This is a genomic window from Providencia alcalifaciens DSM 30120, assembly GCF_000173415.1.
Taxonomy (GTDB): Bacteria; Pseudomonadota; Gammaproteobacteria; order Enterobacterales; family Enterobacteriaceae; genus Providencia; species Providencia alcalifaciens.
In genome coordinates, this window is record NZ_ABXW01000014.1 from 88,189 (window position 1) to 103,722 (window position 15,534).

The following is a 15,534-nucleotide window of genomic DNA, read 5'->3' on the forward strand; positions in this document are numbered from 1 at the left end:
TTAAAGCTCCTCTTGGCGGTGAGCAAGCAACTGGGCAAAGGCACCTTCAGACTGGCTCAGTTGTTGGTAATTACCACGTTGAATAATTTGTCCATTTGCCATTACCCAAATTTGGTCGTAATCCATCGTTTCTTCGAGTAAATGGGTCACTAAGAGCGTCGTTTGCTGCTCGGAGAGTTGGTTTAATGTTTCCATGACACGCTGCTCGCTATGGGCATCTAAGCTCGCAGCGGGTTCATCTAATAGCAATAAACGTGACGGCTTTAATAGTACGCGAGCGACGGCCACACGCTGGGCCTGACCAACAGAAAGGCGCGCAGCAAAATCACCTAAACGCGTGTTTAATCCATCAGGTAAGTTTGGCAGAAATTCTGCAACATACGCTTTTTCAATCGCAGATTGAATTTCCGCCTCTGTTGCATCAGGTTTACCCAAACAAATGTTTTCTTTCAACGTCTGTTCTGGCAAATGTGGGTTTTGTCCTACCCAGCCGACCAACGCTCTCCATTCATCAGAGCATAGCTGATTGAGTTCATGACCATTAATGGTGATAGAGCCACGGTAAGGAAGGAAACCGAGTAATAAGTTTAATAAGGAGCTTTTACCCGCACCACTTTGCCCAACTAATGCGATGCGTTGTTGTGGCTCAACCGTAAAATCAAGAGGACCCGCAAGGATAGCGCCATCGTGGGAGAGAATTTCCAGCTGTTTGGCTTCAATGCGAATCGGTTGATTATCAATGACCTTGTTGCCTTGAGGTGATTTTTCATCAGCTTGGCTTTCGAGTAGGGTTACAAGTGATTCAGCGGCGCCCACAGCTTGAGCTTTAGCGTGGTAGTAAGTCCCTAAGTCGCGCAGAGGCTGGAAGAACTCAGGGGATAAAATTAAAGCAAGGAAACCTGCAAATAGGGTAACGGGCAGACCATAGCTACCGAAGCTCAATTCCCCGAGGTAGGAAAAACCAAAGTAAACGGCAACGACGGCAATGGAAATAGAGGCAAAAAACTCTAAGACACCTGACGATAAAAACGCCATGCGGAGCACTTCCATCGTCCGAGAGCGAAAATCTTCGGTGGATTCACGAATTTGAGTCACTTCCGCTTTGCCACGGAAAAATAGACGAAGAGTATCCAATCCTCGTAATCGGTCAAGGAAGCTACCACTCAAACGGCTCAATGCTAAGAAGTTTCGACGGTTAGCATCTGCAGCGCCTAGCCCAACTAATGCCATGAAAATAGGAATTAATGGTGCAGTAGCAAATAAAATTAATGCCGCAGCCCAGTTAAATGGGAATATGGCAATCAGGATCATGATTGGGATGATGGTGGCGAGATACATTTGAGGAAGATAGCGAGAGTAGTAATCTTGCATATCTTCAATTTGCTCAAGAATGATGGTTGCCCAGCTGCCAGCAGGTTTGCCTTTCACCCACACGGGACCTAATTCTTGTAGTTTATCTAACACCATACTACGGACTTGCTGCCTAACGACTTGCCCACAATGGTAACCCGCTCGTTCGCGCAGATAGTGAACAATGCCTCGTAAAATAAAGACACTAATCAATAAAGTAAAGTCGGTGAGCAGTTGCTCTCGAGGAATGTGGTCCATCAGCAAGGCTTGTAAAATCACTGCGATTAACCAAGCTTGCGCAATAATTAATAAACCACTGACTACGCCTAAGAGCATAGAAATTCGGAGCCAACGCTTGGCAGGAGCGCTGTGTTGTTTTAACCAACGCACCAATTCAGTCTGTCTTGATTTATCCATAATGATTTAGTTAGCAGGTGTAGTTTTCATGTTATTGAGTGCAGTTAAGATAGTTGACTTTGTCATCAAATCTAACCGAATTTTTACCTATCATAACAGCTTCCATTGGAGATGTTACATAATAAAAGTTAGATATTTGAATAGAATAATTTTTGTTATCAATATGTTTTATAAAGGTAAATCATATTGATTGTCATATAATTAAATTCGAGCGAGCAGAGGATGTTACCGTTATTATGACCAAAAAATAAGGTGGCATAATTTATAATTGTTAAGCCACCTACATTTTAGATTGAAATCGCGAGAGGAAGTCAGCCAGTTATTCAGGAACAATTTCTAACCATGTTTTAGGTTGTAGCTTAAATTGGTTATTGAGTAAGTTATCCCATGCGGCTTTTTTATCAGCGGTATCATCAAAGACTTGCTTTTGTGTATCCACTAGATTCCATGTGTTTGCTTGGGCTTGCCAGATGGTGCATTCATAGTCGAGGGATTCTGGCATGGAATAGCACATAACCACTTCATCAGCCCCATCGCTGTTCACATCCGCCATGAATCCAAGACATTCGTAATTACGGTAATAACTTGTGCAGTTCCAGGAATCTCGAATTCCATCTTCCATATCAAACCAACTCTGGGGAAGTGGCTGACTACCTTTTGCGATAATGAGTACTTCTTTAAAAGGTTTTGGTGTATCGGAGTAAGCACCAACTTTAAGTTGAGCTTTCGTTTCTGGGTTTTGTTCTAGTTGTGCTAAAGCGGCTTTTCCTCGCTCCCCGAGTTTTTCTAGGTCATACGATAAATCGTAATTAATTTTAATTTTGCCTTTTTCAACCGCCGCCATAATGCTATTAACCGTGATCCGCTGGAAATCACCAATAGGACTATTAATCACTAAAATAGTGGCGATTAAACCAAGAATAGCAACCTTATTAATCGAGCCTAGAGCGTTTGCCCAGTGGCGTCGTTTTATCATGACTGTAATGCTGTACGCCAAAATCAGGATTGCCAAAAATAATGCAATTGCAAAGGCGTACAATCGGCTGACACTCCAACTATATTGGTTGACTCGAACTAAGATGCCATACAGAGAAAGTGCAGAGAATACGTTGAGCAGAACGATGCTAATTAATACAAACCCATTGATGATAGCTTTAAATTGAAATTGCGTTGAGCCATCACCATAAAGGGCATTAATAAAAATGACATTTAAAATAACAAAGCAAAGCATGGTTCCAGAGCCAAGTTCTGAAGCGGTATAGTGCACCCCCGTAAAGAGTGAAATGGCAAGGCCAACTAAGAATATGACTGCAATAAGGCTAAGCAGTGGTAGGAAAAATTGTGAAAAATACTTGGCGATATTGTTCAGCTGCATCACTAATTTAGAGCGCAAAAAACAGCACGCTGATATTGAAGCCAAGTAAAAAAGCGATCCAAAGGATGTAATCATTGTTAAGGAAATGACTGAGTGTCGTCAGATTAACAATGCCGAATAAGAAACTGGCTTGTTTAACAATAAACGCTAATAAGCCACCAATAGCACAGGCAAAAAAGCCAAATAGCGTATTGCGGAAATAGTGCCCGACTAAGCAGCTGTAATGAGCTTTCCATCTACCCGTGGCTTGGCGATTTTGCATCCATGGTAGCAAAAAGAAAATCAGGACGGTTAGCGTGCTCACCGCGAGGAAGGGTTCACTACTGGATGAAGACCCTGTTTCTAAGTTCTGCCAAGTATTAATCCAACCGATAAGAATGATGGTCAGGATGATATTCAGATAAAAAGCAGGTTGTTTGGCATTTGTAATAAGAAAACTGATCACAGAAGGCACAAAAATGGCGAATACCATAGGCAAATAGATCCATATAGGATCTAATTCAACATTGGTACGAATGGAGTAATCTAGCGTACCAGTGATGATAATCCCTTGAATAACCGATAACAAAATAACAATCAGATATGCCAATTTACTAACTGATTCTTTTTGCGTTTGTGGCTCCATGTCAATTCCTTAGTGAATAAGATGATGAAGCTGAGTATAGATAGGGAGCCAAAAGAACAACATAAACTTGCTCCTAATTCACTTAGCGGTGCGATGCTTATTTTTGTGAAATGGATAAATAAAAAGCCCCATTCTATTTCGTTTCGATGAACGGACAGAATGAGGCTTAAATTAAGGCTGGGTTAGAAAATTATTTCTTATCGGCTAATCCATCAAGATAGCGCTCTGCATCTAATGCTGCCATGCAACCAGTTCCCGCAGATGTAATGGCTTGACGATAGATGTGGTCCATGACATCGCCCGCGGCAAAGATCCCTTCAACAGACGTTTGGGTCGCGTTACCGTTAGTACCGGATTGCACTTTTATATACCCATTATTTAAGGCTAACTGACCATCGAAAATCGCGGTGTTTGGGCTATGACCAATAGCAATAAAGGCACCCATTACCTCAATATCCTCTGTTTTATCTGTTTTGGTGCAACGTAAACGAACGCCAGTCACGCCCATGTCATCACCCAGGACTTCATCTAGAGTATTGTCAGTGTGCAGAACGATATTACCATTTTCGACTTTATCCATCAGTCGGTTGACTAGGATTTTTTCTGCTCTGAAGCTGTCACGACGGTGAATTAAATGCACTTCAGACGCGATATTAGAAAGATATAGCGCTTCTTCAACCGCAGTATTACCACCGCCAACTACGGCGACTTTTTGGTTACGATAGAAGAAACCATCGCAGGTTGCACAAGCGGAAACACCGCGACCTTTAAATGCTTCTTCAGATGGTAAGCCAATATAACGAGCCGATGCACCCGTTGCGATGATTAATGCATCACAGGTGTATTCAGCCTCACCACCGAACAAACGGAAAGGACGCTGTTGGAAGTCTACTTTTGTAATGTGGTCGTTGATGATTTCAGTTTCGAATTTTTCTGCATGGGCATGCATGCGCTCCATGAGTCCTGGACCTGTTAAGCCTTCAGGATCACCCGGCCAGTTTTCAACTTCGGTAGTTGTGGTTAATTGACCGCCTTTTTCCACCCCAGTAATCAGTGCAGGGTGTAAATTTGCGCGAGCTGCGTAAACGGCTGCGGTATAACCGGCAGGACCTGAACCTAAAATGATTAACTTGCGATGTGTGGTTGTGCTCATGAATTCCTCTTTTAGTCTCGAAAAAGCATAGACACGATTGTAGGAGAAATAGGGGGGTAACAAAAGTGATTTAACTGTTCATTCATATGGACAGAACAAATTTTTCTGATAGGTAGTACCAATTAAGAGTTAAAAAATAGAAGGGAAAGTGCTTTAATCACGAAATGGTAATTTTAGGAATTATCTTGAATTAGGTCTGCGAAACGTTTTACTGAAAAAAAAACCGAAATCTTGTACTGATTTTTATTCATTTACTTTGACAATCGGCTGCGCATTTGCGAAAACATCTATCTAAGAGTTAATTATCTAGCAGGTCAATGGAAATGGCGCATTTTTGTTCTTACTGGAAAATTAACTTTACGTCACACATTCAGGCAATGTCGCGACGATTGTAAACAATTATTCGGTTTACGAGAACTTCAGTTATGACGAATAGAATAGGTTCCACGCCCGCTAGTCCTCTTAGGAAGACTGACGTATAGATGGGGCCGTTTTATAAGATATGAAAATAACAATTAGAGAAAGAGAGATAAGAGATGATTGACAATAAAAAGCGTCCTGGCAAAGACCTTGACCGGATTGACAGGAATATACTGAACGAATTGCAAAAAGACGGGCGTATCTCTAACGTTGAACTATCTAAGCGCGTTGGTTTATCTCCAACACCATGTTTAGAGCGTGTTCGTCGTCTTGAAAGACAAGGGTTCATTTCTGGCTATACCGCGCTGTTAAACCCACACTATTTAGATGCATCACTGCTGGTTTTCGTTGAAATCACGTTAAACCGTGGGGCTCCTGATGTCTTTGAACAATTCAACACAGCAGTTCAAAAACTTGAAGAAATTCAAGAATGTCACCTTGTTTCTGGTGACTTTGACTATCTGTTGAAAACGCGTGTGCCAGATATGTCCGCATATCGTAAACTGCTAGGTGAAACCTTATTACGCCTTCCGGGTGTAAACGATACTCGTACCTACGTAGTTATGGAAGAAGTGAAACAAAGCAACCGTTTAGTGATTAAAACTCGCTAATCGTACTTTGTATTCATCATTCCTGCACAGCAATCTGCATTGTTGTCGCACTGCTGTTTCAACGCTGAGTTTACTCAGCGTTGTTCCGTTTTAGGAACACTCACTTTTCTCTCTGTCCCCTTAATGATTCTTTTTTAAACACGATCTTGTCTGCTGTACTCAAGAGACCTCAAATTTAGTCAGAAATTTTCATTTCAATTTATTGATTTTAAAGCTATAAACAATTAAGAATTTTGACCTTAAATAGAGTTTGAAACCTCATTCGTAAGATGAAATACTGAATCTTATGGTCTCTATGGTGTGATAATTTGTCTTAATCTCCTTAAAGCAGGCACGTTTAGGGGATTAGTGTTAGAATAATCATAGAATAATCACGTATTAAGCAAGAACATCAGTCAGTAAAGAAACAATAATGAGCCAAGAATATACCGAAGATAAGTACATCAAATTTAAAAAGCTGAGTAGCGGCAGACGGCTATTAGAGGTGATTTTGTTGGTCATCTGCCTCTGCGCGATTTTTCTTATGGTCGCGTTATGGAGCTTTAACCCTTCAGACCCAAGTTGGTCACAAACTAACTGGGATGCTCCCGTCAAAAATTTAGGGGGAAGCATTGGCTCATGGAGTGCGGATATCCTCTTTTCTGCATTTGGTATTCTTGCATTTGCGATTCCTCCGTTATTGTTACTCGGGTGTTGGGCAATTTATCATTATGAAAGTCAGCGTCGTTATATTGACTTTTTCTCACTTTCTTTACGCTTGATTGGCGGGTTAGCGCTGATCTTGTCATCCTGTGGTTTAGCTGCCCTCAATTTTGATGATTTACCAAACTTCGCTTCAGGTGGGGTGATTGGTAGTGTCTTTAGTAATGCCATTATGCCGTGGTTTAATTCGTTAGGCGCCACTTTAGCTTTGCTGTTTCTCTGGGCTATCAGTTTTACTCTTTTCACTGGATGGTCTTGGCTTACGATCGCGGAAAAAATTGGGGCAGGGATACTACTTCCAATTACATTACTGACAAATCGAGCGCGTGGTGATGATCTAGATGACCACGATTATGAGGTTGAAGAAACCGAAGAGGCATTACAGCGAGCTCAAATCGCTGAGCATCAAGCGCATGATGAAGCGCAGCAATATGATGCTGATGATGTGCTTTTCTCAGCACCGACGGTATCGGAGCTAGTCTCTGAAGATATACCGGCTGCTGCTGAACCACAAATTGTCGTTGATTCGCAACCGACTATTGTGTTGCAGCAAGAGATTGAACCTGTACAGCCAACCGCATCAATAGCTGAGCCTGTATTTGTGGCGAAACCGACGGAAAACGAGAATTTACCCAATTTCTCGGCAACGGAAGAACCGCAAACTTATCATTTTGAAGTTCCTGATGAATATCAGCCGCAAGTGCCGCCGACACAGGCATATTCTTCTTCACCTGTGATTTCGCAAGAGCCTGAGTACACACCTGAGCCTACATTTACGTCTGAGCCAGCATTTACTCAACCACCTGCATTTACGCCAGAGCCTATTTTTGCTCCTGAACCACAGGCGCCAAAGTCAGTTGCACCAACAACGACAGCATTTTCACCCGTAGAACCCACAATAGAAGTGGGAAGTCCTGATATCAGTGAACCTTCAGTGACCAACCGTATTGCTGATCCTGCTGCGCTAACCGCGGCAGGTATTTCAATCGCTGCGATGGATCGCCATGCACAAGTGAAAAAGAATCTGGAGCCAGAATTACCGCGCCCAAATCCAGTTCGTTTGCCAACACGTCGTGAGCTGTATGGTATCCGCATTCCATCTCAACGGGATGCAGAATTACAGCGTCGCCAAGAAGAGGCATCACAGCGCGAACAGGTTTATCAACAATGGTCCGCGGAACAAGAGCCGGAAGAAAACGTTAAAACGGATGATGAGCTGGAGCAAGAAAGGTTGCTGCGCGTCCAGTTTTTGGAACAACAGCGTCAGCGCTATGGTGAACCAGAAACGGATATGCAAGATTTTGACGCGGCATTTCAGGTTGACCAATCTGCGGTTGAGGCTCCTTTAGAGCAAGTAACGCCGCCGGTTAGCACGTTTACTCAGCCTGAAATTGAGCATCGTTGGGCTTCTGCGCCAGCGTTTACACCTGCTTTTGAACCTGTTGTACCAACAGAACAAACTCAGCCTTCAGATATCCACCGTTTTACGGCTCATGCCGATGATGAGCATGATTTAGATAATGATGTGGATGACTTAGAGCCTAGGATTGATTTAAGTACGCCATTGTCAGCATTTGAGCGTTTCTCACCCGTTGATGATTTAGTTGATGATGAGCCAGCCGTGCCGTTATTTATGCCATCGGTGGCTGAACCACCTGTGCAAACGCCATCTACGCCAGTTAATCCTATCAATGAAGTTGTTGCTCATTCTGCTGTGCAGCCACACACTATTGCGCAGCCGCAACAGCCGCAACAGCCGCAACAGCCGCAACAGCCGCAACAGCCGCAACAGCCGCAACAGCCGCAACAGCCGCAACAGCCGCAACAAGATAGCTTGTTCCATCCATTCTTGGTACGTAATGATCAACCATTACCAAAACCAACAACGCCAATGCCATCTCTTGATTTATTGGCAAGTCCACCAGAGCAAGAAGAGCCTGTGGATATGTTCAAATTGGAGCAAACAGCAAGGCTGATTGAAGCTCGCTTAAATGATTACCGCGTCAAAGCAGAAGTCGTCGGATTCTCTCCTGGTCCTGTTATAACGCGTTTTGAGTTAGATTTAGCACCCGGCGTGAAAGCCGCTCGCATTTCAACGTTATCAAGAGACCTTGCTCGCTCGTTATCGACGACAGCAGTACGTGTCGTTGAAGTGATTCCGGGCAAACCTTATGTGGGTCTCGAATTACCGAATGAAAAACGTCAAACGGTGTACTTAAGTGAAGTCTTAGATTGTGATGATTTTAGAAAAAATCCATCACCATTGACGATAGTTCTAGGAAAAGACATTGAAGGCGAGCCGGTTGTTGCTGACTTGGCAAAAATGCCTCATTTATTAGTCGCAGGTACCACAGGGTCAGGTAAATCTGTGGGGGTCAACGCTATGATCCTCAGTATTTTATATAAAGCTAAACCTGAAGATGTTCGCTTTATTATGATTGACCCGAAAATGTTAGAGCTCTCTATTTATGAAGGGATCCCACATTTATTAACCGAAGTCGTGACAGATATGAAGGATGCCGCCAATGCACTGCGTTGGTGTGTTAACGAGATGGAGCGCCGTTATAAACTCATGTCTGCATTGGGTGTGCGTAACCTTGCTGGCTATAACGATAAAATCAAAGCTGCGGCAGAGATGAATCGACCAATTCCTGATCCGTTCTGGAAACCGGGTGACAGCATGGATGTAGAACATCCAATGCTGAAAAAAGAACCGTATATTGTGGTGATGGTTGATGAATTTGCTGACTTAATGATGACCGCAGGGAAAAAAGTGGAAGAGCTTATTGCTCGCTTAGCGCAAAAAGCGCGAGCTGCGGGTATCCACCTAGTATTAGCAACACAGCGCCCATCCGTTGACATCATTACAGGGTTAATTAAAGCCAATATTCCAACCCGTATAGCCTTTACGGTATCCAGTAAAATCGACTCTAGAACTATTCTTGATCAAGGTGGCGCGGAATCATTATTGGGTATGGGGGATATGCTTTACCTGCCACCTAACTCATCAATTCCTGTACGTGTTCATGGCGCATTTGTGCGTGACCAAGAAGTTCATGCTGTCGTTAATGACTGGAAAGCGCGTGGCAAACCGCAATATATCGACAGTATTACGACGTGCAGCGATGACAGCGAAGGGGGCGGCAGTTCAGATAATGGCGATGAAGATCTTGACCCATTATTTGATCAAGCAGTTGAATTTGTTGTTGAAAAACAAAGAGTCTCTATCTCTGGTGTGCAACGTCAATTCCGTATCGGTTACAACCGTGCCGCTCGAATTGTTGAGCAAATGGAAGATCAAGGAATTGTGAGTGAACCTGGACATAATGGTAACCGAGAGGTATTAGCTCCGCCATCAATGGGATATTAATATTTCATGTGCTAATTGCTGGTTTAATTCAAGGGGTGTATAAAGACATACGCCGCTTGAGGTATTAATTTAAAGGTCTTTTCTCGATGAAAAAAATGATGTTATTAGGTGCATTAGCCCTGAGTTTAAACGTAGGTCAAGTATTGGCAGATGCGAGTCAAGACCTTCAAGACCGCCTGAGTAAGGTGAATAGCTTCCAAGCAAGCTTCTCACAAAAAGTCACTAGTCCAGAAGGTGATTTGATCCAAGAAGGTGTTGGTGACTTATGGATTGAACGTCCTAACCTATTTAACTGGAATATGACTTCGCCAGATGAAAGTGTGTTGGTGTCAGACGGCAAGAACCTCTGGTTTTATAACCCGTTTGTCGAACAAGTCACAGTAACGAATTTGGCAGATGCAACGCAAGATACGCCATTTTTACTATTAACGCGTAATAATCCTCAAGATTGGAAACAGTACTCGATCGTTCAACAGGGTAATACGTTTGATTTAAAGCCAAAACAAACTAATGGCACGCTAAAAAGTTTCTCTATTACCGTTAACCCACAAGGTACGATTGAAAAATTTGCTGCGGTTGAGCAAGATGGCCAAACGAGCGCATATCAACTAAAACAGCAAAAAAATGGGCCAGTTGATCCAAGTAAATTTAAATTTACGGTACCGAAAGGGGTCACTTTGGATGACCAGCGTTCTCGCGCTCACTAATCTCTAGGGGGTAAAGAGGATCTCGTGGGTAACTTGTCTCTCGATTTTTCACAAAATGAATTTCAACCACTGGCTGCACGTATGCGGCCAGAAACCCTTGAGCAATATATAGGTCAAAAGCATTTACTTGCCGAAGGTAAACCGTTACCAAGAGCGATTAGGGCAGGTCATTTACACTCGATGATCTTGTGGGGACCTCCGGGAACGGGTAAAACCACATTGGCTGAAGTTATTGGTCACTATGCACAAGCAGATATCGAGCGCATCTCGGCAGTGACTTCGGGGATCAAAGAGATCCGTGAGTCTATCGAAAAAGCGCGCCAGAATCTTAGTGCAGGGCGCAGAACTATTCTGTTTGTGGATGAAGTTCATCGGTTTAACAAAAGCCAGCAAGATGCTTTTTTACCCCACATTGAAGACGGGACGATCACCTTCATTGGCGCGACAACGGAAAACCCTTCATTCGAGCTTAATTCAGCACTGCTTTCTCGTGCGAGAGTCTATTTATTAAAATCATTAGAAAGTAGCGAAATTGAAGAGGTGTTACTTCAAGCTCTCGGGGATAGCGTTCGCGGATTAGGCGGGCAAAATATTATTCTCCCCGATAGCACAAGAAAAATGATTGCTGACTTAGTCAATGGGGATGCGCGACGTTCGTTAAATCTGCTAGAAATGATGGCGGATATGGCTGAGGCTGATAATCAAGGTCAGCGTATTTTAACGGCGGAGTTACTCAAAGAAGTCAGTGGCGAACGAGCGGCTCGTTTTGATAATAAAGGCGACCGTTACTATGACTTGATTTCAGCACTTCATAAATCTGTTCGTGGCTCTGCGCCTGATGCCGCTCTTTATTGGTATGCCCGCATTATCACGGCGGGTGGTGACCCACTCTATGTTGCTCGCCGCTTATTAGCAATCGCGTCAGAAGATATCGGAAATGCAGATCCTCGTGCAATGCAGGTCGCTATTTCAGCGTGGGATTGTTTTACCCGTGTAGGGTCTGCAGAAGGTGAGCGTGCGATTGCTCAAGCCATTGTATATCTTGCATGTGCCCCGAAAAGTAACGCCGTGTATACCGCGTATAAAGCAGCGATTAAAGATGCTCAGATGCAGCCAGATTATGATGTTCCTGAGCACTTAAGAAATGCCCCCACTAAGTTAATGAAAGAGTTAGGGGTTGGCAAAGAGTATCGTTATGCTCATGATGAGCCTAACGCGTATGCGGCGGGTGAAAACTATTTCCCTGAGCCGATGAAAGCGACGCAATACTATTATCCAACCGCGCGTGGGTTAGAAGGCAAAATTGCCGAAAAACTCGACTGGTTAGCCCAACAAGATCAAAATAGCGCAACAAAACGCTATCGCTAAGCGGGTCAATGCGATAAGGTTATAACGCAATAAAATAATTTAAATATAACGCCGGAGCGCGTTATATTCGTTCTCACAATTGACTAACAAAATCACAGGATAAGCATGCTCGATCCAAATTTACTGCGTACGGAGCTAGACGCGGTTGCTACAAAACTGGCTCGCAGGGGTTTTACCCTTGATGTGGAAAAGCTGCGTGAATTAGAAGAACGCCGCAAAGTTTTACAAGTTGAAACTGAAACCCTGCAAGCAGACCGTAACTCGCGATCGAAAACTATTGGTGCAGCTAAAGCGCGTGGTGAAGATATTGAGCCATTACGTCTGGAAGTGAACCAATTAGGCGAAAAATTGGATGCTGCTAAAGCAGAGTTAGATAAACTGCAACAAGAAATCCGTGATATTGCATTAAGTATCCCGAATATTCCTGATGATGAAGTACCAGATGGTAAAGATGATTCAGAAAACTTGGAAGTTTCTCGTTGGGGTGAACCGCGCCAATATGATTTTGAAGTCAAAGATCATGTGAGCTTAGGCGAACTGGCTGGTGGTTTAGATTTCCCTGCTGCGGTGAAACTGACTGGCGCACGTTTTGTTGTGATGAAAGGTCAAATTGCACGTATGCATCGTGCATTAGCTCAGTTTATGCTGGACTTGCACACAGAAAAACATGGCTACCAAGAGCTGTATGTACCTTATTTAGTCAACCATGCCACTCTGTATGGTACAGGTCAGTTACCTAAATTTGGTGAAGACTTATTCCACACTAAACCATTGGAAGAAGAAGCGGATAGCAGCACTTATGCGTTGATCCCAACGGCGGAAGTGCCTGTGACTAACTTAGTGCGTGATGAAATTTTAGATGAAGACGCGCTTCCTCTGAAAATGACGGCTCATACCCCATGCTTCCGTTCAGAAGCAGGATCTTATGGTCGTGATACGCGCGGTCTGATCCGTATGCACCAGTTTGATAAAGTCGAATTAGTGCAAATTGTGCATCCAGAAAAATCAATGGCAGCATTGGAAGAGTTAACGGGGCACGCTGAGAAAGTTCTGCAATTATTGAACTTACCGTACCGTAAAGTATTACTGTGTACTGGTGACATTGGTTTCGGTTCTCGCAAAACTTACGACTTAGAAGTCTGGTTACCAGCGCAAAATACGTATCGTGAAATCTCTTCTTGCTCAAATATGTGGGATTTCCAAGCCCGTCGTATGCAAGCACGTTTCCGTGGTAAGAGTGATAAGAAAACCCAACTGGTTCATACATTGAATGGTTCTGGTTTAGCGGTAGGTCGTACTCTGGTTGCTGTGCTGGAAAATTACCAGCAAGCGGATGGTCGTATTGAAGTGCCTGAGGTATTACGTCCGTATATGAATGGCTTAGAATATATCGGTTAATTGATATATTAGGCGTTAAAGGCTGAGTCTAGTTTTAAACTGGGCTCAGCCTTTTTTATTTGCACATAAAAAATCCCCCAAATGTTTCTCAATGGGGGATTTGAGTCGTTTTAAATTGCAAACCATCAACAAAGCAAATGAGCACGATATCTCAGCTGTGATTACATAATCAATGAGCTGGTTTGTGACTGTTTAGTCTCGGTAAAAAAGATACTGCGGTATGTGCTGTAGTATGTCGCATACATAATTGGCATAGAAATAAACAGACCTAATCCAAAAGGAATGATAGAGACAAACATCAGTACCATGGCAATCAGGAAGAATAGGAAACCAGGCAATAGGTTTTTCTTGACGGCTTGTAAGCTGGCGGAAATAGAAGTACCAATTTTAAAGTCATGGTTCATGATTAACGCAGGGGCAAACCACGTCAATGCGGTACCAAATAAGCTGGCTAATGCCATGACAATTCCAGCGAAGACGAATGACCCCGTTGATGCGAAAAATGCAGCATCAGAAATTCCATCATATTGATCGGCTTGCATCACTAAACTAAAGATTGCGGAACCTGCGATGAGGAACGCAATTAACATGCCTACCATATTTGCGGCGAAGTTAATGGCGCCGACAGCAAACAGTTCACCAAATTTCTTTTGGAATCCAGAGAAAAGTAAGCCAATATCCGCTTCACCGGTTTTGCGCTGATTTTCGCAAATGGCAATAATCCCACCCACAAAAACAGGCGTAACAAAGCTGACGAACATGCTAACGAGTGGCAAGAAAGCCATGGCAAAAATAATCAGGAAAAAGACGATGTTAATGAGGATCCACATCCCTAATTTTTCCTTGACCAGTGCCCATGCTTGGCTGATCCACTCAACCCCTTCACCTGCTTGAACGGCATTAGGTTCTGGTGTAAATACAAAGCTATCGATGGGCTCGGGTGGTGTCATAGGCGAAATGTCGTTATCAACATTATCGTGTTCATTGTTCATAGTGAGTGACCTATTTAGTAGTGATGAATTAGCAATATTTATTATAGAGTTATGTTGCTATTAATAAATTAAATTTAACGTGCGGATTATGCCTAAAAACCGTGCCTGTTCAAAGCAGAGTAATCTGGTAACGAGAAGAGAGGTCGGATGCGAAGAGATTATATGAAATAGGCTCCCAGAAGGGAGCCTATGAAGAAATTAGTACATGACTTTTTTGCCGTAGCTTTCGAGGATACTTTTTACTCTTTCCATTACCTCTTTTGACGGTGGTCTCACGCCATCAAGTTTGTACTCTTCACCCATGGTTTCCCATTTGTGTTTGCCCAGCTCATGGTAAGGGAGTAATTCAATTTTTTCGATATTATCCATATCTTTGACAAACTCACCGAGCATATGGACAGAGTGGTCATCGTCACTCCAGCCTGGGACGACGACATAGCGGATCCATGTTTTTTGATTGCGCTTAGCGAGGTAGCGAGCAAACTCTAAAGTGCGATGATTGGAAACGCCAACGAGTTTTTGGTGGATCTCATCATCAAGCTGTTTTAAGTCAAGCATGACAAGATCAGTGACATCCATTAGCTCATCAATGACAGGGTCATAGCGACGAACAAACCCGTTAGTGTCTAAGCATGTATGAATGTTCTCTTTTTTGCAGGCACGGAACCAATCACGGACAAAATCAGCCTGTAAAATAGCTTCACCACCTGATGCCGTGACACCACCGCCGGTTGCGTTCATAAAATGGCGGTAAGTGACCGCTTCTTTCATTAACTCATCAACGGTAACCATGTTGCCTGTATGGGTATCCCAAGTATCACGGTTATGGCAATACAGGCAGCGCATTAGGCAGCCTTGGAAGAAAACGATAAAGCGGATCCCTGGACCGTCGACGGTACCACAGGATTCAAAAGAGTGAATTCGTCCAAACGTCGCGGGTGGCGAGGTGGTCGAAATTTCAGTCGTTGGAATAGTCTTTTGCGTTGTTGACATAGCAGGAACTCACAGAATGTAGAATTATAATCTCTTATCTTTGACTAAGATAG

General features: G+C 43.3%; 11 protein-coding genes. 5 read left to right on the plus strand and 6 right to left on the minus strand.

Annotation, left to right across the window (positions count from 1 at the left end):
- From cydD to trxB, 4 genes are all read right to left on the minus strand, one after another.
- The gene (gene cydD, locus PROVALCAL_RS03730; protein ID WP_006657778.1) at nucleotides 1-1,767 is read right to left on the minus strand and encodes a heme ABC transporter permease/ATP-binding protein CydD; all 1,767 of its coding nucleotides are present in this window, start codon (nucleotides 1,765-1,767) and stop codon (nucleotides 1-3) included.
- Between the two features lie 319 nt (nucleotides 1,768-2,086).
- Nucleotides 2,087-3,142 carry a DUF7057 domain-containing protein gene (locus PROVALCAL_RS03735; protein WP_006657779.1) on the minus strand — a complete coding sequence of 352 codons (1,056 nt, stop codon included), beginning with the start codon at nucleotides 3,140-3,142 and terminating at the stop codon, nucleotides 2,087-2,089.
- 7 nt (nucleotides 3,143-3,149) lie between these two features.
- A complete protein-coding gene (locus PROVALCAL_RS19935) occupies nucleotides 3,150-3,767 on the minus strand; it encodes a hypothetical protein (protein ID WP_006657780.1) in 618 nt (205 codons plus the stop codon).
- Nucleotides 3,768-3,957: 190 nt separating this feature from the next.
- Nucleotides 3,958-4,920 carry a thioredoxin-disulfide reductase gene (gene trxB, locus PROVALCAL_RS03740; RefSeq protein WP_006657782.1) on the minus strand — a complete coding sequence of 321 codons (963 nt, stop codon included), beginning with the start codon at nucleotides 4,918-4,920 and terminating at the stop codon, nucleotides 3,958-3,960.
- 536 nt (nucleotides 4,921-5,456) lie between these two features.
- Here trxB and lrp point away from each other — a divergent pair.
- The 5 genes from lrp (at nucleotide 5,457) to serS (ending at nucleotide 13,496) form a co-directional block, all read left to right on the plus strand.
- Nucleotides 5,457-5,951, plus strand: coding sequence for a leucine-responsive transcriptional regulator Lrp (gene lrp / locus PROVALCAL_RS03745; protein WP_004918089.1), 495 nt, complete (start codon nucleotides 5,457-5,459; stop codon nucleotides 5,949-5,951).
- A gap of 412 nt (nucleotides 5,952-6,363) precedes the next feature.
- Nucleotides 6,364-10,023, plus strand: coding sequence for a DNA translocase FtsK 4TM domain-containing protein (locus PROVALCAL_RS03750; protein ID WP_006657783.1), 3,660 nt, complete (start codon nucleotides 6,364-6,366; stop codon nucleotides 10,021-10,023).
- A gap of 86 nt (nucleotides 10,024-10,109) precedes the next feature.
- Entirely contained in the window at nucleotides 10,110-10,730 is a 621-nt protein-coding gene (gene lolA, locus PROVALCAL_RS03755) for an outer membrane lipoprotein periplasmic chaperone LolA (RefSeq protein ID WP_006657784.1), read from the plus strand.
- A gap of 24 nt (nucleotides 10,731-10,754) precedes the next feature.
- On the plus strand, nucleotides 10,755-12,098 hold the full coding sequence (locus PROVALCAL_RS03760) for a replication-associated recombination protein A (protein ID WP_006657785.1): 1,344 nt from the start codon (nucleotides 10,755-10,757) through the stop codon (nucleotides 12,096-12,098).
- Between the two features lie 105 nt (nucleotides 12,099-12,203).
- Nucleotides 12,204-13,496: a serine--tRNA ligase gene (gene serS / locus PROVALCAL_RS03765; protein ID WP_006657786.1), complete on the plus strand. Its 1,293-nt coding sequence runs from the start codon at nucleotides 12,204-12,206 to the stop codon at nucleotides 13,494-13,496.
- A gap of 161 nt (nucleotides 13,497-13,657) precedes the next feature.
- Here serS and PROVALCAL_RS03770 read toward each other — a convergent pair whose 3' ends face one another.
- Nucleotides 13,658-14,488 carry a BPSS1780 family membrane protein gene (locus PROVALCAL_RS03770; RefSeq protein ID WP_006657787.1) on the minus strand — a complete coding sequence of 277 codons (831 nt, stop codon included), beginning with the start codon at nucleotides 14,486-14,488 and terminating at the stop codon, nucleotides 13,658-13,660.
- A gap of 198 nt (nucleotides 14,489-14,686) precedes the next feature.
- A complete protein-coding gene (gene pflA / locus PROVALCAL_RS03775; RefSeq protein WP_006662183.1) occupies nucleotides 14,687-15,481 on the minus strand; it encodes a pyruvate formate lyase 1-activating protein in 795 nt (264 codons plus the stop codon).
- Between the last annotated feature and the right edge of the window lie 53 nt (nucleotides 15,482-15,534).